Below are 20017 nucleotides of genomic sequence, written 5' to 3'. Positions count from 1 at the left end.
TAGATGACCTAACTGCGCACACTGCGGAGGGCCTCGCATCATGATCCGTAACAGCACGGGCCTGCATATTCCGGAGCCGGCGCATCGGCCGGGCGAACAGCCGGACTTTTCCCACATCACGGTGCCGCCCGCGGGCAGCGTGGGCAGGCCGCCGGTTGACGTCGATCCGCGCGCCATACGCGACTGCGCTTTCCAGATGATCCGTGTGCTGGATGACGACGGCAAGGTGTGCGGCCAGTGGGATCCCGGCCTATCGGCCGCTGAGCTGGTGGCGGGACTGCGTGCGATGATGCTGACCCGCGCCTATGACACGCGGATGGTGCGGGTTCAGCGGCAGGGCAAGACCAGCTTTTACATGAAGTCGACCGGGGAAGAGGCCGTAGCCGTCGCCGCAGCGATGGCGCTGCGTCGCGACGACATGTGCTTTCCCACCTATCGTCAGCAGGGCATATTGATCGCGCGGGATTGGCCGCTGGTCGAGATGATGAACCAGGTCTATTCCAATAGCCGCGATCGCCTGAAAGGGCGGCAGATGCCGATCATGTACTCAAGCCGCGAGGCCGGGTTCTTTTCGATTTCCGGCAATCTGGGAACGCAATATAGCCAGGCGGTCGGCTGGGCGATGGCGGCGGCGGCCGACGGCAATGACCGGCTGTCTGCCGCATGGATCGGCGAGGGCGCGACAGCCGAGGGTGATTTTCATTATGCGCTGACGTTCGCCAGTGTCTATCAGGCCCCCTGCATCCTCAACATCGTCAATAATCAGTGGGCGATCTCGTCGTTCTCGGGCATCGCTGGCGGGGAAGTGACAACCTTCGCGGCGCGCGGTCTGGGCTTTGGCATCCCCTCGCTGCGGGTCGACGGCAATGATTTCCTGGCCGTCCATGCCGTCACCTCCTGGGCGGCGGAGCGGGCGCGATCCGGCCTTGGCCCAACGCTCATCGAGCTGTTCACCTATCGCGTCGAGGGGCATTCGACTTCTGATGACCCCACGCGGTATCGTCCCGCCAGCGAGGCGAGCGTCTGGCCGCTGGGTGATCCCATCGAGCGGCTCAAGCAGCACCTTATCGTCTCGGGTCACTGGTCCGAAGACCGGCATGAGGCGTTGAGGAAGGAGCTGGACGAAGAGGTGCGTGCAGCCGGCAAGCTGTCGGAAAGCTATGGGACGCTGAAAGAGGGCGACCGTTGGCCCGCAGCGACGATGTTTGACGATGTGTATCGCGAAATGCCGCCGCATCTGCGCGCGCAACGTCGGCAGGCAGGAGTGTGACATGCCCTCGATGAGTATGATCGAAGCGATCAACAGCGCGATGGACGTGGCGCTTGCGCGTGATCCGGATGTGATGATCTTCGGCCAGGACGTCGGCTTCTTCGGGGGCGTGTTTCGCGCCACCGAGCATTTGCAGCAGCGTTACGGCAAGCAGCGCGTGTTCGATGCCCCAATTTCAGAGGGCGGTATCATCGCGACGGCGATCGGCATGGGAGCCTATGGCAAGCGCCCGGTCGTCGAGATTCAGTTCGCGGACTATATCTATCCCGCCACCGACCAGATCGTCTCCGAGGCCGCACGCCTTCGCTATCGCACGGGTGGGGAGTGGTGGTCTCCCATCACGATCCGCTCGCCTTATGGCGGCGGCATCTATGGCGGGCAGACACACAGCCAGAGCCCAGAAGGCATTTTCACCCATGTCGCCGGACTGAAGACGGTCATTCCGTCCAACCCTTACGACGCCAAGGGTCTGCTGATCGCGGCGATCGAGGACGATGACCCTGTGCTCTTCTTTGAGCCGAAGCGCCTCTATAACGGACCGTTTGACGGGCACCACGACCGCCCTGTCCAAAGCTGGGCCGGGCATGTGGACGCCGAGGTTCCGGCCGAGCATTATGCGGTTCCGCTCGGCAAGGCGCGGACGGTACGCGCAGGGGATGAAATCACGATCCTCGCTTATGGAACGATGGTGCATGTGGCGCTGTGCGCAGCGCAGGAAAGCGGAATCGACGCCGATATCATCGATCTGCGAACGCTGATACCGCTCGATCTCGATGCTATCGTAGAGTCGGTGTCGCGCACGGGACGCTGCGTGATCGTGCATGAGGCGACGAGGACCAGCGGCTTCGGAGCGGAGCTGGCGGCCCTGGTGCAGGAGCATTGCTTCTTTGCACTCGAAGCGCCGATCGAGCGGGTGACGGGGTGGGACACACCCTATCCGCATGCGTTCGAGTGGGAGTATTTTCCGGGGCCGCAGCGTGTTGGCGAGGCTCTGAAGCGCGTGGTGAGCATCTGATGGCAGACTATATTTTCAGGCTTCCCGATATCGGCGAGGGTATAGCGGAAGCGGAAATTGTAAACTGGCATGTCGCAGTTGGCGACATGATCGGTGAGGATCAGCCGCTGGTAGACATGATGACGGACAAGGCCACCGTCGAGATCGAGAGCCCCGTCGCGGGCAGGATCGTGCGGCTGGCAGGTGCTGTGGGTGATCAGGTGTCAATCGGCTCCGAACTCGTGGTGATAGAGGTCGAGGGGGATACGCAGGAAGTTGCCGCCGAGCCGGTGGCAACCGAGCAGCCCGTGGTGTGCGATGCACCTGCCCTGCCACCGAACGCTTCCACGAATGCCGAAGCAGCGAACGCGCCGGAAGCGTCGCAACCTGCGCCCCAGTCTGCGCCGCCTGGAGACTCTGGAGCCAGGGCCAAGGTTCTGGCTGCTCCTTCGGTGCGCGCCCGCGCGCGCGATCTGGGTGTGGATCTCTCGCAGGTGAAGACGGCCGATGGCCGCGTCCGACATGGCGATCTCGACAGCTTTCTGCTCTACCACGGCGCCCAGGGCTATCGCGCACCTTCCGCAGGCGCTATCCGGCCTGACGAGACCGTCAAGGTTGCCGGCCTGCGCCGCCGTATAGCCGAGAAAATGGCTGCGTCGAAGCGCCACATCCCGCATTTCACCTATGTCGAGGAAGTTGACGTCACTGCACTGGAAGCGATGCGCGTCGAGCTGAACGAGGGCAGGGGAGATCGACCGCGCCTGACGGTCCTGCCGTTCCTCATTGCCGCCATTTGCGACACGCTGCCCGACCACCCGATGCTCAACGCGCGCTATGATGACGAGGCGGGGGTGGTGACGCGCTTTGGCGAGGTCCACATGGGCATCGCCACACAGACGGACGCGGGCCTCATGGTTCCTGTCGTACGCAGCGCGCAGGCGCTCAATCTCTGGCAGCTCGCCACCGAGATCGCGCGGCTGGCGGAGGTTGCACGCACCGGCAAGGCACGTTCGGAGGAGCTTTCCGGCTCGACGCTGACCATAACCTCGCTCGGCCCCTTGGGCGGGATCGCGACCACACCAGTCATCAACCGCCCCGAGGTCGCCATCATCGGACCGAACAAGATCGTCGAACGGCCGATGTTCGTGCCCGATGGTTTGGGCGGAGAGCGCATAGAGAAGCGCAAGCTTATGAATATCTCGATCAGCTGCGATCACCGTGTGGTCGATGGCTGGGATGCGGCCAGCTTCACGCAAGCATTGAAGACGCTGCTGGAAGCCCCTGTCCGGCTCTTCGCTCGCTGAATTCAGCTCGGCGGCGCCCGGTCATGAAAGCCCGCACCGTATTTGCGCGCTACAATCTGCATAATGCACCGCCAAAACAGGCTCGATAACGTTGCCGCATCAACGAAGCGAAAATGGATCGAGACCAATCGAACGTCGCCCAGAACCCGGCGGAGGGAGAAGAGGCAGGCCGGACGCGCAGCCGGAGACATTTGCCCGTCTTTAGCTGACAATCGATTGGCCTCGGAACTTACCAGGGCGTTTGCCGGTTTCCCAATCTCATCCCAAAAGGAGAGTAGGCATGGCGCTGAGAGCGATCGGCCTCAATTGTACGTTGAAGGCCTCCGGCCAATCGTCCACCGACAAGATGATCGCGCTTATCGCCGATGCGCTGGAGCGGCAGGGCGTCGAGTTTGACGAAACGATCCGCGTGGCTGGACTGAACATCAAGCCCGGCGTCACTTCGAATGAAGGCGAGGGCGATGACTGGCCCGAGCTTCGCAGCCAAATTCTTGAAAATGACATACTGATATTCGGGACGCCGGTGTGGCTGGGGCAAATGTCCAGCATCGCCAAGCGCGTGCTTGAGCGCATGGATGCCTTCCTCGATGAAACCGACGATCAGGGGCGGATGCCGAGTTTTTCCAAGGTCGCGGTCCTTGCTGTCGTCGGCAACGAGGACGGTGCGCACGGCATCACTGCGAATGTGTTTCAGGCTCTGAACGATACCGGATGGACGATCCCCGCCACCGCTGTGTCCTACTGGGTCGGCGAAGCGATGGGCAGCACGGATTTTCAGGACTTGCCCGAAGTGCCGGAAAAGGTCTCGCAGGCCGCAGCCATGCTCGCCTCCAACGCCGCCCATCTCGCGCGATCTTTGCAGCAGAGCCCCTATTCCGGAACCGTTGGCTGAACCCGCAGGACCGGACCAGACATAACACCCCAGAAAGGAGACGGTATGAGCGAAGTCGTCACCCCTGTCCTTGGCGATTTCGGCGAAGCGGTTATCACCGGTCTTTCGCAGGCGCGTAAGACGATCCCGGCCCGCTATCTTTATGATGTTCGCGGCTCGGAGCTGTTCGAAGAGATCACCCGACTGCCGGAATATTACCCTACGCGGACCGAGACCGCGCTGTTAAAAGGCCATGCGAACGACATTGGGCGACTGGCGGGGAAGGGGCGTCCGCTCATCGAATTCGGGGCGGGGTCAGCGACCAAGACCCCGCTGATCCTCGACGCAACATCGGCCCCCATCTACGTTCCTATCGACATTTCAGGAGAGTTTCTTGAGGAGTCGATCGCTGCCCTGGCGGCGAGCCGACCCGCTCTTCGCATCCTTCCGATAGCAGGCGACTTCACCCAGCCGCTGACCCTGCCGCCTCTCGATGGTCCCTTGACCGGCTTCTTCCCCGGTTCGACCATCGGCAACTTTGATCATCGAGCGGCAATCGACTTGCTACGTTCGTTCCGCGCGACGCTCGGGTCAGGCGCGCGGCTGGTGATCGGCATCGACATGCGCAAGAATTCGCGCCTTCTGGAAGCGGCCTACGACGATGCGGCGGGCGTGACTGCTGCCTTCAACCTCAATTTGTTGCGGCGGATCAACCGCGAACTGGACGGGACGATCCCCGTCGAAGCGTTCGAGCACCGGGCAGTGTGGCATGACGGTCTGGGACGGATCGAGATGCATCTGGCCGCAACGCGAGCGATCGGATTTTCGGTGGCCGGAAGGCGCTTTTCCATGCGCGACGGTGAGACGATCCACACTGAAAACAGTTACAAATATGCGCCTGGAGAAGCGCGGTTGCTCGCCCGGGCATCGGGGTGGGAGCCATTGGCTTTCTGGACAGACCCGGATGCCTTGTTCGGCTTACATGTGTGGACAGCGGTTGCGGAAGAGCTTCAACCATGAACGCATATGCCGCCATCGATCAGGGAGCCGAGGTCGCGCCATCGACGCGCTATCGCACGGTGCGCGCCGAGACCGAAGCATTGATCGCCCCGCTTTCTCCGGAAGACTGCCAGATACAGTCGATGCCGGACGCCAGCCCCGCCAAATGGCATCTCGCGCACACGAGCTGGTTTTTCGAGACCTTCCTGCTCGAGGCGTTGCTTCCTGATTACCGGCCGTTTCATCCAGCCTTCGGCATGTTGTTCAACTCCTATTATGTGGGGGTGGGCGAGCGGTTTGCGCGTCCGCAGCGTGGCATGTTGACGCGGCCGACGCTCGAGGAGGTCTATGCCTATCGTCGGCATGTCGACGCGGGGATGGTCCGGTTGATGGAGACCGTGGAGCAGACGAGATGGTCCGCGCTGCTCGAACTCGGGGTGCAACACGAGCAACAGCATCAGGAGCTGATCCTGATGGACATTCAGCATGCATTCTCGCTCAACCCTCTGCAGCCTGCCTACAGATTTGAGGCAGGGCTAGTCCCAGAGTCCACCGCACCCTGTTGGCTCGATGTGCCGGGCGGGCTTTACGAAATCGGGCATGCGGGAACCGGCTTCGCTTTCGACAATGAGGGGCCGCGCCATCGTGTGTGGCTTAACCCGTTCTCGATCTCGGATCGCTTGGTGACGGCGGGGGAATATAACGCGTTCATGGAGGACGGCGGTTATCGGCGCCCGGAATATTGGCTGTCAGACGGCTGGGCAGTGGTGGAGGCGCAAGGGTGGACCGCGCCCCTTTACTGGCAGCAAGATGGCGGCTCATGGACCCGCTTTTCGCTCAATGGGCGAGTGGCTGTCGACCCTGAGGCGCCTGTGCTGCACATCAGCTATTATGAGGCGGATGCGTTCGCGCGCTGGGCCGGTTTCCGCCTGCCGACCGAGGCGGAATGGGAGATTGCTGTGGCCCATGCCCCGCTCCATGAGGTGGACGACAGGGCGTGGCAATGGACTGCCTCGTCCTACAGCCCTTATCCTGGCTTTGCTCCAGCAGCAGGCGCGGTAGGCGAATATAACGGCAAGTTCATGGTCAACCAGTATGTGCTGCGGGGCGGCTCGCTGGCGACACCTGCGGGCCATGCGCGCCCTACATATCGCAACTTCTTTCCTCCTTCCGCGCGATGGGCTTTTACCGGGATACGGTTGGCGCGCAGCTAGGGCGTGAGCGCGAAGTCGATACAGGCCATGCATTGCAGCTGCAACGGGTCGATCAGCGGGATCGTCGAGATATCCTGCGTGATGACGAGGGGAAGCTCGCTGCAGCCTGCGATCACGGCCTCGCAGCCATTCGCAGCCGCGCGTTTGATAAGATCCGCAAAATAGGGCGCGAACGCTGCATCCATTTCGCCGTCAGCCAGCCGGGTCTGGATTGCGCCTATGTGCTCGCGGTCTGGTTCCTCCGGGATGACGACCTCGATCCCTGCCGCCTCAAGCGGTTCGTGGTAATAGCCATCTTCCATCGTGAAGCGGGTGCCGAGGAGCAGCACGCGGCCCACACGCCGGGATAATAGATGCTCGCGCACCAGCGTGATCGCGTGCATCATCGGGGGATCGGGCGGTATCAGATGTGCGATCTCCGCATGGAATTTGTGCAAGGTATTGTTGGCGATCATCCAGCAGTCTGGCGAGAAGCTGAGCAACGTGCGGATTTCGGCGAGCAGCAGCGCGGGGATGCGCGATGCATCGCCCGAAAAGCTCGCTCTGATCTCGGCATAATCAACGCTGTAAAGCGCGATCCGGGCCGAATGGTGCGGGCCCAGCCGCCGCTGCACCTCCTCGTTGAGCATTCGGTAAGGTGGGATGGTAGAGGGCCAGCTCGTGCCACCCAGAACGCCGATCAGTTTCATGTCCTGCATTTCTTCCGGAACATCGAGACGCCTCTGGCTGTAACGGCCAGCATGTAGCGCCTGTTCCCACGCCTTCACCTGTCGCTCGGCCTGAGCGACCGCGCGGATTCCCAGCTGTTCGAACCTATCCTTCGGAACCAACAACCCGTTGGGTGGTTTCCCAGCCAAGTGAAGGGATCGACTAGGCGGATTGATGGCGGACGGCGGATTTCATGTTGATCTCACCAATTGCGATCGCGAACCCATCCACCTCCTCGGGGCCATTCAACCGGTAGGGTTTCTGCTCGCGCTGAGCGCCGACTGGATCATCTCGCGAGCTTCGGAAAACGTGGCGCAGTATTTCGGGCACGAGCCGGAAACTCTGATCGGCAACCCGCTGTCGGATTTCATTGACCCCCGGCTTTTGCATGATTTGCGCAACCGCGTAGCCTATCTTGTGAATTCGGACACGGTGGAGCGGGTCTTCGGCTGTCATTTGCGCAACGACGAACAGCCGTTTGACGTGGCGCTGCACTTCTCCGCCAATCAGATCATTCTTGAGGCTGAACCAGGCAGTGACCTCAACAGCGATGCCACGGGCAATGTGCGGTGGATGATGGCGCGGCTGGATGGCCAGACCACGCTTGACGCATTTTATCGGGAAGGGGCACGTCAGATACGCGCATTGCTGGGTTATGATCGGGTGATGGTGTACAAGTTCGCGCCCGACGGCCATGGCGAAGTGGTTGCTGAGGCATGCAAGCCGGGGATCGGCAACTTCAAGGGGTTGCATTATCCCGCGAGCGACATTCCCAAGCAGGCGCGCGCACTGTATCTTCGCAACCTGATCCGTATCATCCATGATGTGGATGCCGAACCGGTGCCGGTCGTGCCGCCGCTGGACGAAAACAAGCAGCCGATCGATCTTTCGTTGTCGGTGCTCCGGTCGGTGTCGCCGATCCACCTGGAATATCTCAGGAACATGGGCGTGGCCGCGTCCCTGTCGATTTCGATCATCGTCGACGACAAGCTATGGGGGCTGTTCGCCTGTCATCATTACGCGCCGCTCTCGCCGGACTTCCATAAGCGCTCGCTAGCGGAGCTGTTTTCCCAGATGTTCTCGCTTCGGCTGGAAAGCCGCGAGCGGCGGGAGCTGGTAGAGTATGAACGCCGCGCGCGTGACATTTCCGATCAGCTCCTCGGAGCGGTGGCTTCGGATGAGACCCTGCTCAAAGACCCCGACTGGCTGGCCGACATATTGACCCGCACGATCCCCGCCGACGGCGTCGGGGTGTGGATCAACGGCTCTTATGCTTTTTCGGGCACCACGCCGCCGACCGACGACTTTCGCCGCATCGTCCGCGCGCTGAACGCGACGGCGGCCGGAAAGGTCTTCGCCACCGATCACATCGGTTCTCTCGTCGATGGGGCCGAAAGTTTCGCGCGCGAGGCGGCGGGGCTGCTTGCTATCCCGATCTCCCGGTCTCCACGCGATTATGTCGTGCTGTTCCGCTCGGAGATGAAGGAATCGGTACGATGGGCGGGGGACCCCTATAAACCTGTCGAATATGGTCCGAACGGCCCGCGCCTCACCCCCCGGCAGAGCTTCGCCGAATGGCAGGAGCAGGTCGAGGGCAAGTCTGCGGCCTTTACGCCTTCGCAGTTGCGCGTGGCAGAGACGTTGCGCGCCACATTGATCGAAGTGGTGCTGCGCCTGGCTGACGAGGCGGCGTCCGAGCGGCATCAGGCGAACGCCAGGCAGGAACTGCTGATTGCTGAACTCAATCACCGCGTGCGCAATATTTTGGGCGTCATACGCGGTCTCATCAGGCAATCCGAACCGGATAAGGAGGCAGTCAAGGAATTCGTGAAGGTCGTCGATGGCCGCATTCACGCCCTGGCCCGCGCACACAACCAGATTACGGACGACCATTGGGGGCCTGCTCCGCTGGAAGCGTTGATCGAGGCGGAAGCCGCCGCCTTTGCCGTGCACAAGCAGAACTCGATCATCTCCGAAGGACCGGCCGTACTCCTCAATCCACAAGCCTATTCGACCATGGCGCTCGTCATTCACGAACTGGTCACCAACTCCACCAAATATGGCAGCCTTTCTGCCGATGGGCAGGTCAGCCTTACATGGGCGTTGGACGACAACCGCGATCTGGTCATCGACTGGCGGGAATCGGGAGGGCCTGCTGTGCGCCAACCCACGCGCAAGGGTTTTGGCACAACGATCATCGAACGCTCCGTGCCCTATGATCTGGGAGGCGCGGCGAAGATTGTTTATGAAGTCGGCGGGGTGCATGCGCGTTTCTGCATCCCCAAGCGGCACGTCAGCGAACCGCCCGCAGGCTTGAAGTCGCGCATTCGCCTTCCCCATGCTCCCCACAGGCAGGACGTGCCGGTGCAACCCGAGCTGCTGGCAGGGCTTTCCGTGATGCTGGTGGAGGACAGCCTGATCATCGCGATGGATGCCGAGGATATACTCCAGCGCTTTGGTGCGTCCCTGACCACGGCATCGACGCCTGACGCCGCGCATGACCTGCTCGACGACTCACAGCCCGATTTCGCCATCCTCGATATCAATCTGGGTGATCAGACCAGCTTCGGCATCGCCGATCGCCTGAAGGACATGGGCGTGCCCTTCTTCTTCGCGTCGGGTTATGGCGAGCAAGCCAATCTGCCGATGGAGCACCGAGCGCGGCCCGTGGTTCAGAAGCCCTATACCAGCGGAAATCTTTTGCGGGCGGTGGAAGATCTGTTGGGCGTCAGCCCCGCTGGGCGCTGACGATGAATCGGCCTGTTGCCCTTCTAACGGAAGACGAGGTTGCCACGGACGACGTGTCGGCCCTCCAGACTCTGCGCATTGCCACGCGCGCCGATCACGAGGCGGTGGACGCTGCGTTCTCGCGATTTTCGCTCGCCACGCGCGCTGGATATGGGGATTTCCTCACAGCGCATGCGCGCATTCTCCCCGTGACCGAGCGCCTCATCGCGCCGCATGGACTGATCAATGACTGGCGGGGGCGGGCCGAGGCGCTGCTTGAAGACCTGAAAGAGTTGGGACTCGACGCGCCGCAGGACATGGATCTCGTGCTGCCGGACGGGGAGGCGGCACGCTGGGGCGCGCTCTATGTGCTTGAAGGCTCGCGGTTAGGGGGTGCCGTTCTGGCGAGGCGAATAGCGCCGGGCCTGCCGGTTGCCTTCCTGAGCGCGGTGCATCGGCAGGGCGGATGGGCCGCGTTGCTGGCGCGGCTCAACGCGGCAGACACCGGCTCCGCCTGGCGCGCGCAAGCGATACTGGGCGCCAAGGCGCTTTTTCGTGCTTATCTGACTGCGCCATCCCGAGCGGCGTCACCACCCAGCGCGCGATAGAGGCTCACCAGATTGCTCGCCCGCGTCAGCTGGGCGAGCGCCTCATTGCCGCCGGAAATTACTTCGCCGGAGCAGCTGCGTTGGCGGGAGCCGCAGCATTATCGGCCCCTTCCGCTGCATTGGCGGCGTTGCCTGTGCCCTCGGCAGCGGCGGGCGCATCGGCTGCAGGCAGCGGCAGGTTCGAGCCCTGCGTGTTGAGCCACGCGATCAGGTTGGCGCGATCGACCGGGTTACCAAGGCCTGCGAAGGTCATCTTGGTGCCGGGCGCATAATCACGCGGGCTGGTAAGCCATTTGTCGAGCGCAGCAAAATCCCAGTTGCCGGGGACTTTCTTCAGCGCGTCGGAGTAAGCGAAACCCGCGACATGGCCGTGCGGCTTGCCGACCGTGGCATAGAGATTGGGGCCAATGCCGTTTGCGCCACCCTGGTTGACGGTGTGGCACGCGGCGCACTTGGCGAAGACCTTCTCGCCCTTGGCGACGTCTGCGGAGGCGAGCAGGGTGTTGAGCGATGGACCGGCCGCGCCGCCTTCACCCTCGGCCTCCACGCCCTCAATGGCGTAGCCCATCTCTTCCGGGCGCTCGGAGTGGAACATCTTGCTGGCTACGATGCCTCCGCCGAGCGCGATGATGCCCGCGAACAATGCCCAACCCGCAAATGTATTGAAACGATCATCCATGCGCCCGCAATCCTTCTTCAAACCCTGGCCGCCCCCTTGCCCCCGACTGCGCGGCGCGGCGGTGCCAAATTCCTGCCATTCATGCCGAAAGAAGCGCTCCGGGCATGGTGCACCCCCCTCGTATGCGCGATGCCATAATGGGAGGATCGCTCCTGCGCAAGCTAAGCTTGCATGGATTCTCGACTGCCCTTAAGCGCGACGGCGGAGGCGCAGTCACGCTATGGAAAGCTATCCCGTTCCCGCTCGCACGCTGGTGGAGCAGATGAGCGCTGCGGCGCTGGCCGATCCAGCGCGCGCCATCGCCTTTCAGGGTGCGCCGGGTGCCAATTCGCATCGAGCGGCGCTTGAATATAGCCAAGAATGCGCGCCATTGCCCTGCTTTTCATTTGAGGATGCGCTTGACGCCGTGATCGAGGGTAGGGCGGACCGGGCGATGATCCCGATCGAAAATTCCCTGCATGGGCGCGTGGCGGACATGCACCATCTGCTCCCGGAATCAGGCCTGTCGATCGTCGATGAGCTGTTCCTGCCGATCCACCACCAGCTGATGGCGCCTGACGATTCGCCGGTGCGCGAGGTGCTGAGCCACGTGCAGGCTCTGGGCCAGTGCCGCCATTATCTGCGCGAGCGGGGCATTCGTGCGATTTCGTATGCAGACACGGCGGGTGCGGCTGCGCTGGTCGCGGAGAGCCGGGAGCAGGGCGTGGCGGCAATCGCACCGACGCTGGCGGCGGAGTTGTACGGCCTGAAGATTCTCGCGCGCGACATAGAGGACAGCCCCGACAACATGACCCGGTTCGTCGTGCTCGCGCGCCACGCCGTCACGCCGCCCCCGGGCACGCCGACGATGACCAGCTTTCTGTTCGAGGTGCGTAATATTCCTGCCGCGCTCTACAAGGCGCTGGGCTGCTTCGCCACCAATGGCGTCAACATGACCAAGCTGGAAAGCTATCAGCGCGGGGCCAGCTTTGCCGCCACGGAGTTTTACGCGGACATCGAAGGCATGCCCGGCGATGCGGCGGTGGACCGCGCGCTGGAAGAGCTCGGATATCAGGCGAAATGGGTGCGCATTCTGGGCAGCTATGCGCAAGCCCGGCCGCGTACCCCTGCCTGACGGGCCGGTCTCGCCGCGCCCGGCATATTTCGCGCGACAGAGGGTTCAGCCGGATTGCCAAGCGGCCGGAGCACCGCTATAGCCCCTCTCGTTCAGCCCGCCACATGCCAGTCTTATGGCGAATTCTTAGTGCGGAGACGTGGGTGAGTGGCTGAAACCAGCGGTTTGCTAAACCGTCGTAGCCTTAAGGGGCTACCGAGGGTTCGAATCCCTCCGTCTCCGCCAACTTTTTCAAAATCGATGTTCATGCGCTGAGAAGCCGAAGTCGCGCGGCCGAGACCAAGAGCCGCTACCCAAGCCCCCAACACATCGTGTCAGTTTTCGGTTTTCGAAACGAGAGCCAGATCGCCTAGTGGTTCATAATCTTGCATGATTGTGTGTATGCATCATCGCATATGGTATTGACGATATTGATCTGACCCTCATCCAAAATGATCGGGGATTTCTGCGCGTTTTCGACAGAAACTCCGTAGTTTTTGGATATCCAGGGACTTTGCTCGTTGAAAGCATGGAAAAATTTAGATTTCCAGACATCTGCATTATTGATGGTGATCGAATTGCTTATTTTCGAGAATTTATGCCCGATATTGCCTGACATGATCTCATCATAATGCACTATCGTCAGCCTATCAGCATGATTTTGGTGTAGCGCAATGAGGAAATCGAAATATTTCACAAGCTCGGAAGACAAGTTTATCATGACGTTGTCATCGACCGTTCTTCCATATTTTCTTTCAACCGAAACCCGTGAGGAGATGACCTCCGCAGGGTCACGAATGGTGAAAACATAGTGCACTCTCGGGAAAGCCTGATGCAGCCAGTCCATATGCGCGTACATATTGGGGTCTTTGAGGCAGAGGAATTCTGGACTCTCGAACCGAAGCCATGAGTGCATGATCAAAGTGGCGATCTGCTCCAGGCCGTAGTCGATGAAATTTTGCTTCGAACCGAAATAATCGACATTGTGCTCGTCGCTGTTGAGGCCCGTAACAAAATTGTTCAGAATGCCTGTGAGGAATGAAGACTCCGGCACATAGTCATTCACATTCGGAGATGTGCACAACAGGGCATGGCATATCGTCGTCCCGCTGCGCGGGCAGCCGGAAACGAATATGGGGTTGATGTGGTTCTGGACAAAATCCAGATAATTCGTGGATGGTTTCATGCGAATTCTCCAACTATCTGTGCAGTGTCCATGCTCAGGAATTTACTGGTTTGCGGGCTGAAATGGCAATTTCGGCCGCATTGTCAGGGAAGATCTTTCCGAGACTGTTGAGCCCGTCAACAACATCGTCGCCAATTGTCTTGAGGATGGCCGCCATCTGTCCGTTCGAAAAGGGCTTGAACATATAGCCGGAAAACTGCTCCGGCTGGAATCCGGCGTCTTCGATCACTTCGGTCAGGCTTTCCCGGTTGTAGACGACCGGGTGACCAAGCTCCAGGTTGCGGTCCGATAGCTGCGTGGGGCTGTCCATCATGCCCATTTCCACTGCCAGAAGGCGGTGAAAGGAATTGGCATTGGGGACGCTGACGAAAAGATGCCCGCCGTCTCGCAGCAGATCATGAGCAGCGTTCAACATGTTGGCGGGCTGGGTGGTCTCATGCAGCAGGCCAGACAGGAGAACCGCGTCAAATCCGCCCGGCAAATGATCTCGCAAAACAGGAACCTGATCCTCCAGATAGCCGCGCGTCAAAGCCAGCTTGTTCGAATGCTTGATCCGCCGTTCAAAGTCGTCTGCGTAGGACGATGGTTCGACTACGACCCATTTGCGAATTGCGGAGCCGGCAAGATCGAAGCGGTCAATCAGCAGGTCTGGCCCGCAGCCAACCTCAAGAACCGTATGCGGCTGGCAGTCTGCGAGGAACTCCAGGCAACAGTCCTGTCGCGCCGTGATGAGATTATGCTCAAACCCCATGTCGGCGAGGTATTTCTGGGCATAATCCTCGGCCGAGATGAGCTTTGATGCGTTGGATGATGCTGCGCGCATGATCCGCTCCCTTTCCTGTTCGGTCAGTGCCATATGTGACGGTTCGTGGATCTGCGGGTTCATTGAAAGCCGGCATCGATGGCGGCCAGTCGTTCAAGATCGACATCGAAATGCCAGTGAACGGTGACGCCGGACCCAAATTGCAATTTCTGTTTCAGTAGGCCCTTGTTGATGGAAAATCCGTCTTTCAGAGTGTTGACGCCGAAGGAGAAAATTCCAAAGCCCGCTTCGGCATACCGGCCGATCAGATTGGCGAGCAGGAAATCCACGGCGCCCAGCTTCCGGCCCTGCTCGGTCGAAGCGATATATTGGGTGTGCGCGGTGCTGCTGTTGTAGGCAAGGCACCATGTGCCCGCCAGGATTTCGCCGCCGGGGCCGATGGCCAGCCAGAGCCTGCTCCCGTCCTCAAGCCGACCGCGCAGCGACAGCAGTTCGTCGATGCTGTGCACGGGCGCCACGCCATGGCGTGCCGACAGATTTTCCGTCAGCATGGAATAGAATAGCCGCCATTCCGCTTCGCCCTGCGCTTCGCGGACCGTAATTTCCTTGCGCCCGGCAGCCTTGACGGATGAGCGCCGCTTTTCGGAGAGGGCGTGGGCCCGGTCGAGACGGATGAAATTCCAGAGGTCGGTGCGGTGCACTGACGCCACCCGAATCATCAGACGCAAGTCGCTTTCATCGAACTGCTGCCCGAAAATGGCCGGTTGCGGCTTGTATGTCATCCGACGAAAGCCACGATCCAGCAGATGCCGCGCACAGGCGGAAAGCAGCGTAGCGCGCTTTTCCGGGTCGATCCCGTCTTCGATCAACCCGCCAAAAGTGCTGCCGGGATGTGACACGATCGTATCGGGCGCACTTGGCGAACGGGCCAGCGGCAGTGCCGCTTGCAACCTTACCCCCGGATCGCTCCACAGGCACAGGCTTTCATCCTGAAAGCGATCTCCATGATAGGCCAGAAAGCGCCGACTGTGCATGATGGTCCCGCCATGGCTGCGCGCTATCAGCGCGTCCCATGGCGCGGCAAAGCGATCCTCATAGCGGGTGATGCTATGCGACATGGCACCTGTCGTGATCCTGCTCCAGCGGGGCGTTCTCGTCAGAAGGATCGAAGGCGGCGGCGATGGTGCGCAGATGGGAGGCCTGGCTGGTCTGGCCGGTGGCATCGAGAACACGCGCCATGAGCAGAAGCCATTGCGGAAGCGATTCCTGGCCGATCCAGTGTATCGACATGATGTCGCCCGGTTGCGCCATCATCAGGCCCTCGTTGAAATCGGCATTGAGCGGCGCGCCGGACAACAGCCAGACGGCCCGCCGTACCGCGACGTGCGGGGTCGTGGGCACATAGGACAGCAAGCTGCTGCAGAACGCGACATCGTCCTGAATGGCGCCGATGCACAGCAGCATGGCAAGTTCGCAGGGATCGAGCAGGCCCAGCTCAAACTGGCCTGCAGCAACTTCGCCTTTGCCGAAGGAAATGGGGCGGCGGCCAATGCCCTCGACCGCGGTATCCATATTGCCTTCCAGCATCGCGATGACGCCTAGCAGGAAGTGCGGCTCGGCGATATGGCCGATCCATCGCACCGCCTCTTGCAAGCCTGCCTTCGCCTCGATCAGCGCCCGACCGGAGAGGATGGCGCTCGCGGCATTTCGCAGCGCGGCCGACATGGGCGACGGCCCGTATGACAGCCCGGCTACCGACGCCGTGGCGGTTTGTGCGGGCACATTGCGGAACTTGCCGAAGCGGCCGTTCTGCTGGGTGACTTCATCCGGGCCACATGTCATGCGGCACTCGAACCAGTCGAGCATATATGTCCAGTGCTTGCGGGTATAGCGCCCGTGAACGAGATCATGCCCGGCCTTGCGGATGTGCTCGTAAAGCGCCGTGTCGGCGGCGACGGATCTGATCCGTCGATAGAGTTCATCGCCTTCGCCGAGCAGGCAGTTCTCCATGTCTACGAAGCCCAGCGCCTCCACTACCTCCGAGCGGGGCGCCACCAGCACCGCGCCTGCGGCCGGGATTTCCAGATGCTTGCGCACGACATAATCGAGGCGCGTCGTGTCCGAAACGGAGAAGTAGCTAGCGGACAGCAGCCGGGCATATTTCTCGTTACGCGCTTCGAATGGATTGGGTTCCTTCAGCGTATAGCCCGGATGGGGATAGACCAGCGTCGGGATCAGACGCTGGATTTCTTCCAGAAACTTCGCTCGCCACGCGTAAAATGTCGGGAAGAGATGGCCGCCGAAAACGCTGACGGGGATGGTTTTTTCCAGCCCATAGTCGCGGAATATGTCACTATCGATGAACTTCGGGATCACGAAATGGTCGCGCAGCGCCAGCTCCGGCATCTGCTGGAGATGCTCGATGCCGCAGAAGATCGTGTCGACGCCACATGCCTCCAGCAGCGGCATGAGATACGGCCGCATGGGTTCGTGGGGATCGCAATCATAGTAAAGCGCGCGCGGAATCTCAGGGAATGCTCGCGGGTTTGTGATGTTCAACGCAGGCGAGCGGACCCAGTGCACGGAATCGAAGATCACGAAATCTGGCTTCAGGCGCTCGCATGCCTCGGCAAAGTCGAAATCCTGCTCGATGACGGTGACATCGCAGTGCAGGGCGAGGGTGGCGACCCACTCGTCAGACGCCTCACGCGGGAGCGCCGACGCTGCGGGATTGGGATATGGCCTCACGCACAGGACGCGGCGACGGGGAAAGATGCGTGTGTTGATCATGAGCGGCTCCCCTTGAAGAAATCATGGATAGCGTCGATGACTTGATCCTGCTGCTCCGCCGTCATCCCGGCGAACATGGGCAGCGAAAGGCCGTTGGCTGCCCAGTCCTCTGTCACAGGAAAGGGCGCGGTGGCGTGCGATGAAGCGATGCCGGAGAGGCAGGGCTGGCGGTAGAGCGGGACGGGGTAATGAAGGCCCGTCTGAACGCCTCGCGCATCCAGAAATGCCTTCAGCGCGTCGCGCTGCCGCGTGCGCACCACATAGAGATGATAGACATGATCGCCGTGCGCCGTGACGGGCAGGCGAAGCGGCGTTCCTGCGAGCGCCTCCGCATAGCGCGCGGCGACGGCGCGACGCTGATCGGTCCAGCCGTCCAATCGCCTCAGCTTGTGCGACAGCACCAACGCCTGAATGCCGTCCATGCGGTAGTTATAGCCGACACGCTCATGGACATAGCGCTCGCCCTGACCGTGATTGCGCACGGCGCGCATCAGGTCGGCCTTGTCGCCGTCATCGGTCACGACCAAGCCGCCTTCGCCCGCGCCGCCGAGATTTTTGCCGGGATAGAAGCTGAAGCAGCCCATTGCGCCGAAGGTGCCGACCGACCGCCCCTGATGGCACGCGCCGATGGCCTGCGCGCAATCCTCGATCACGGTAAGGCCGTGGCGTTCGGCAAAGGCGAGGGTGGCGGGCAGGTCAACCGGCTGGCCATAGAGATGCACGGGGATGATCGCCTTGACGCCCGGCTCCATGCGCCGCTCTGCATCGGCGAGGTCGATGGTGCCGGTGGCGTCGTCTACGTCGCAGAATACCGGAATGGCGCCTTCGTAGATCAGGCCCCAGATCGTGCCGATGAAGGTGTGGGCGGGCACCAGAACCTTGTCGCCGCGACCGATGCCGGCGGCTATCGTCGCGACATGGAGCGCGGAGCTGCCGCTGTTGACCGCAACGGCATGTTTGGCGCCGAGATAATCGGCAATCTGCGCCTCAAACGCCGTTGCCCATGGGCCCTGGCAAAAGGCGCTTTCCGCAAACAGCTTTTCGAGGTCGGCCATCGCCGCCGGTCGGATCTGATCCCACTGGATGGAAAGATCGGCAAAGGGGACAGGCGTGTGGGCCATGTCCTCCAGCGGCTCGTACCGCACGCTCGCGTTCATCCGCGTGGCCACGGCGTTCACGCCGCTTCGATCGAGAGAGGAATTTCCGACATAGCCGTTCTCACCTGTTTCAGACTTTGATCGAGGATGACCTGCGCGCGCTCCAGCGTGCGGACGACCCGTGCCCCCAGGCGTCCGTCCGAGCGGGCGATCTCTTCGCCCAGCACGACGCGCCGGAAATGCTCGATGATATCCGCCAGCGGCTCGTTCTCCGGCAAGCGCGGCGAGGTTACCGATCCGATCCGGTAGTTGGGCAGGATGATGTCGCGGTCCTGCCGGGGGTGGGTGGTGATGCCGCTGTCATAGATCTTCAGCGGCTCGTTGCGATCGAGATCGTCCCACACCGCCATCTTGTCACTGCCGCCAACCGCGATGCGGCGCACCTTCACCGGCGACATCCAGCTGAGGTTGAGATGGGCGACCATGGCGTTGGGATAGTGGAAGGTCAGATAGGCAATGTCCGGAAAGCCGGCATTGACGTGGCAATAGCCTGACGCCTCGATGTGGATCGGCTCGCCGTTGAACAGATAGTCGATGATCGACAGGTCATGGGGCGCGAGATCCCACAACACGTTCACATCCGGCTGAAACAGGCCGAGATTGATCCGCTGGGAGTCGAAATAGCTGACATGCCCCAGCTCGCCGGAGCGAACCAGCTCCCGCAGTTTCGTCACCGCAGGATGGAACAGATAGGTGTGATCGGTCATCAGGGTGAGACCGTAAAGCTTTGCGCGGGCGTTGAGGTCTTCGGCTTCCGCGCTGTCCGTGCAGAGCGGCTTTTCGACCATGACATGCTTGCCGTTGTCGAGGGCAGCCTTCGCCTGCGCATAATGAGAAGCCACCGGCGTGGCGATGCAGACCGCGTCGATATCGGGATCGGCGATCAGATCCATCGCATCCGTATATCGCCGGATGGCGGGGTGCGTCAGGGCCAGGCGGTCGAGCACGTCTGCCTTCGCATCCGCGACGGCGACGAGCTGAATGGCGGGGTTGCCGGAGAGGGCACGGAACAGGTTTTTCCCCCAATAACCCAAACCGCAAAGGCCGATCTTGATCATGAGGGAAAAAAGTAAAGAGAAGTGGCTAATGAAGCGTTAACGACAAGGTATGGGGGGCGGACGGCGGGGTGTTGGAGGGGGGCGCACAGGGGTGTTTACCCCGGAAAAACGAAGGATTAATCGGTCCCGCCCATTTCGCTTGGGAAATGGGCCAACACAAAAGAGCCGACCGATTGAACGGACGGCGGGGTGTTGGATGCGGGCGCACAGGGGTGCTTACCCCGGAAAAACGAAGAAAATCGGTCGGCGTGTCCCTGCCTCGGACACCCGGGGCTCGACAACATTGTGGTAACGCAAGAAATAATGCGTCGAGACTTTTAATGGCTCGCTCTTGGGTTCTGCTCTTCCCGCATTGAGCGTTGTTGCGCTCCCGGCGTAGCTAGCGCGCGGAAGTGCGGGGCTGAGAGGCAATTATGGTTAGCCGCTGGCCAAGCCCTAAACGCCGAGTGGGATAATCGCGGGGGTAAAGCATTTCCTCTCATCCCCGCTCCTCAGCTTCAGGCCCGCCGGCAACGTCCCCTACAGAACACGTCAAGGCGATGCCGGGTTATACGCGGATCCATACGTTCCCGGATGACTCCACGCCGACCGACCCC

17 protein-coding genes and 1 tRNA gene are annotated in these 20017 nt (G+C 61.3%); 10 read left to right on the top strand and 8 right to left on the bottom strand.

The window, feature by feature from the left end; translation table 11 throughout:
• The first annotated feature begins 40 nt into the window (after positions 1 to 40).
• From OOT33_RS13310 to egtB, 6 genes are all read left to right on the top strand, one after another.
• Complete coding sequence (locus OOT33_RS13310; RefSeq protein ID WP_307750505.1) at positions 41 to 1270, top strand: thiamine pyrophosphate-dependent enzyme; 1230 nt, start codon at positions 41 to 43, stop codon at positions 1268 to 1270.
• Positions 1271 to 1280: 10 nt separating this feature from the next.
• Positions 1281 to 2285, top strand: coding sequence for a transketolase C-terminal domain-containing protein (locus tag OOT33_RS13305; protein ID WP_307751002.1), 1005 nt, complete (start codon positions 1281 to 1283; stop codon positions 2283 to 2285).
• A complete protein-coding gene (locus OOT33_RS13300; protein WP_307750504.1) occupies positions 2285 to 3568 on the top strand; it encodes a 2-oxo acid dehydrogenase subunit E2 in 1284 nt (427 codons plus the stop codon). The genes OOT33_RS13305 and OOT33_RS13300 overlap by 1 nt, the downstream gene beginning before the upstream one ends.
• A gap of 280 nt (positions 3569 to 3848) precedes the next feature.
• Entirely contained in the window at positions 3849 to 4460 is a 612-nt protein-coding gene (locus tag OOT33_RS13295; protein ID WP_307750503.1) for an NAD(P)H-dependent oxidoreductase, read from the top strand.
• 45 nt (positions 4461 to 4505) lie between these two features.
• Positions 4506 to 5459, top strand: coding sequence for an L-histidine N(alpha)-methyltransferase (gene egtD / locus OOT33_RS13290; RefSeq protein WP_307750502.1), 954 nt, complete (start codon positions 4506 to 4508; stop codon positions 5457 to 5459).
• Positions 5456 to 6652 (top strand): ergothioneine biosynthesis protein EgtB, encoded by a 1197-nt coding sequence (gene egtB / locus OOT33_RS13285; RefSeq protein ID WP_307750501.1) that lies wholly within the window; start codon positions 5456 to 5458, stop codon positions 6650 to 6652. The genes egtD and egtB overlap by 4 nt, the downstream gene beginning before the upstream one ends.
• Here the strand turns inward: egtB and OOT33_RS13280 are convergent.
• Positions 6649 to 7482, bottom strand: a complete 834-nt coding sequence (locus tag OOT33_RS13280) for an amino acid racemase (RefSeq protein WP_307750500.1) — start codon at positions 7480 to 7482, stop codon at positions 6649 to 6651. The two genes, egtB and OOT33_RS13280, sit on opposite strands and share 4 nt — an antisense overlap.
• A gap of 52 nt (positions 7483 to 7534) precedes the next feature.
• On the opposite strand from OOT33_RS13280, the gene OOT33_RS13275 reads away from it, so the two are divergent.
• Entirely contained in the window at positions 7535 to 10108 is a 2574-nt protein-coding gene (locus OOT33_RS13275) for an HWE histidine kinase domain-containing protein (protein ID WP_307750499.1), read from the top strand.
• Between the two features lie 2 nt (positions 10109 to 10110).
• Positions 10111 to 10695 (top strand): biliverdin-producing heme oxygenase, encoded by a 585-nt coding sequence (locus OOT33_RS13270; protein WP_307750498.1) that lies wholly within the window; start codon positions 10111 to 10113, stop codon positions 10693 to 10695.
• 58 nt (positions 10696 to 10753) lie between these two features.
• On the opposite strand, the gene OOT33_RS13265 is transcribed toward OOT33_RS13270, so the two are convergent.
• Entirely contained in the window at positions 10754 to 11374 is a 621-nt protein-coding gene (locus tag OOT33_RS13265) for a c-type cytochrome (protein WP_307750497.1), read from the bottom strand.
• Between the two features lie 220 nt (positions 11375 to 11594).
• Here OOT33_RS13265 and OOT33_RS13260 point away from each other — a divergent pair, with 220 nt between their 5' ends.
• A complete protein-coding gene (locus tag OOT33_RS13260; protein ID WP_307750496.1) occupies positions 11595 to 12488 on the top strand; it encodes a prephenate dehydratase in 894 nt (297 codons plus the stop codon).
• A gap of 133 nt (positions 12489 to 12621) precedes the next feature.
• A tRNA-Ser gene (locus OOT33_RS13255) sits at positions 12622 to 12713 on the top strand.
• 124 nt (positions 12714 to 12837) lie between these two features.
• Here OOT33_RS13255 and OOT33_RS13250 read toward each other — a convergent pair.
• The 6 genes from OOT33_RS13250 to OOT33_RS13225 are packed head-to-tail and all read right to left on the bottom strand — an operon-like array spanning position 12838 to position 19421.
• Positions 12838 to 13653 (bottom strand): sulfotransferase, encoded by an 816-nt coding sequence (locus OOT33_RS13250; RefSeq protein WP_307750495.1) that lies wholly within the window; start codon positions 13651 to 13653, stop codon positions 12838 to 12840.
• A gap of 34 nt (positions 13654 to 13687) precedes the next feature.
• Complete coding sequence (locus tag OOT33_RS13245) at positions 13688 to 14476, bottom strand: methyltransferase domain-containing protein (RefSeq protein ID WP_307750494.1); 789 nt, start codon at positions 14474 to 14476, stop codon at positions 13688 to 13690.
• 59 nt (positions 14477 to 14535) lie between these two features.
• Entirely contained in the window at positions 14536 to 15534 is a 999-nt protein-coding gene (locus OOT33_RS13240; RefSeq protein WP_307750493.1) for a GNAT family N-acetyltransferase, read from the bottom strand.
• Entirely contained in the window at positions 15524 to 17206 is a 1683-nt protein-coding gene (locus OOT33_RS13235; RefSeq protein ID WP_307750492.1) for a glycosyltransferase, read from the bottom strand. The genes OOT33_RS13240 and OOT33_RS13235 overlap by 11 nt, the downstream gene beginning before the upstream one ends.
• The gene (locus tag OOT33_RS13230) at positions 17203 to 18384 is read right to left on the bottom strand and encodes an aminotransferase class I/II-fold pyridoxal phosphate-dependent enzyme (protein WP_307750491.1); all 1182 of its coding nucleotides are present in this window, start codon (positions 18382 to 18384) and stop codon (positions 17203 to 17205) included. Before OOT33_RS13230 ends, OOT33_RS13235 begins: the two co-directional genes overlap by 4 nt.
• Entirely contained in the window at positions 18381 to 19421 is a 1041-nt protein-coding gene (locus tag OOT33_RS13225; protein ID WP_307750490.1) for a Gfo/Idh/MocA family oxidoreductase, read from the bottom strand. Before OOT33_RS13225 ends, OOT33_RS13230 begins: the two co-directional genes overlap by 4 nt.
• Between the last annotated feature and the right edge of the window lie 596 nt (positions 19422 to 20017).

Source organism: Sphingobium sp. DEHP117, assembly GCF_030867385.1.
Taxonomy (GTDB): domain Bacteria; phylum Pseudomonadota; class Alphaproteobacteria; order Sphingomonadales; family Sphingomonadaceae; genus Sphingobium.
This window is presented reverse-complemented; position numbering and strand designations above follow the sequence as displayed.

Excerpts from the sequence above, each read along its gene's own strand:
- OOT33_RS13265 (WP_307750497.1), bottom strand. The coding sequence starts at position 11,374 with ATGGATGATCGTTTCAATACATTTGCGGGTTGGGCATTGTTCGCGGGC.
- egtB (WP_307750501.1), top strand. The coding sequence starts at position 5,456 with ATGAACGCATATGCCGCCATCGATCAGGGAGCCGAGGTCGCGCCATCG.
- OOT33_RS13245 (WP_307750494.1), bottom strand. The coding sequence starts at position 14,476 with ATGCGCGCAGCATCATCCAACGCATCAAAGCTCATCTCGGCCGAGGAT.
- OOT33_RS13235 (WP_307750492.1), bottom strand. The coding sequence starts at position 17,206 with ATGATCAACACACGCATCTTTCCCCGTCGCCGCGTCCTGTGCGTGAGG.
- egtD (WP_307750502.1), top strand. The coding sequence starts at position 4,506 with ATGAGCGAAGTCGTCACCCCTGTCCTTGGCGATTTCGGCGAAGCGGTT.
- OOT33_RS13225 (WP_307750490.1), bottom strand. The coding sequence starts at position 19,421 with ATGATCAAGATCGGCCTTTGCGGTTTGGGTTATTGGGGGAAAAACCTG.
- OOT33_RS13305 (WP_307751002.1), top strand. The coding sequence starts at position 1,281 with ATGAGTATGATCGAAGCGATCAACAGCGCGATGGACGTGGCGCTTGCG.
- OOT33_RS13260 (WP_307750496.1), top strand. The coding sequence starts at position 11,595 with ATGGAAAGCTATCCCGTTCCCGCTCGCACGCTGGTGGAGCAGATGAGC.
- OOT33_RS13275 (WP_307750499.1), top strand. The coding sequence starts at position 7,535 with ATGGCGGACGGCGGATTTCATGTTGATCTCACCAATTGCGATCGCGAA.
- OOT33_RS13295 (WP_307750503.1), top strand. The coding sequence starts at position 3,849 with ATGGCGCTGAGAGCGATCGGCCTCAATTGTACGTTGAAGGCCTCCGGC.
- OOT33_RS13250 (WP_307750495.1), bottom strand. The coding sequence starts at position 13,653 with ATGAAACCATCCACGAATTATCTGGATTTTGTCCAGAACCACATCAAC.
- OOT33_RS13240 (WP_307750493.1), bottom strand. The coding sequence starts at position 15,534 with ATGTCGCATAGCATCACCCGCTATGAGGATCGCTTTGCCGCGCCATGG.
- OOT33_RS13270 (WP_307750498.1), top strand. The coding sequence starts at position 10,111 with ATGAATCGGCCTGTTGCCCTTCTAACGGAAGACGAGGTTGCCACGGAC.
- OOT33_RS13300 (WP_307750504.1), top strand. The coding sequence starts at position 2,285 with ATGGCAGACTATATTTTCAGGCTTCCCGATATCGGCGAGGGTATAGCG.
- OOT33_RS13310 (WP_307750505.1), top strand. The coding sequence starts at position 41 with ATGATCCGTAACAGCACGGGCCTGCATATTCCGGAGCCGGCGCATCGG.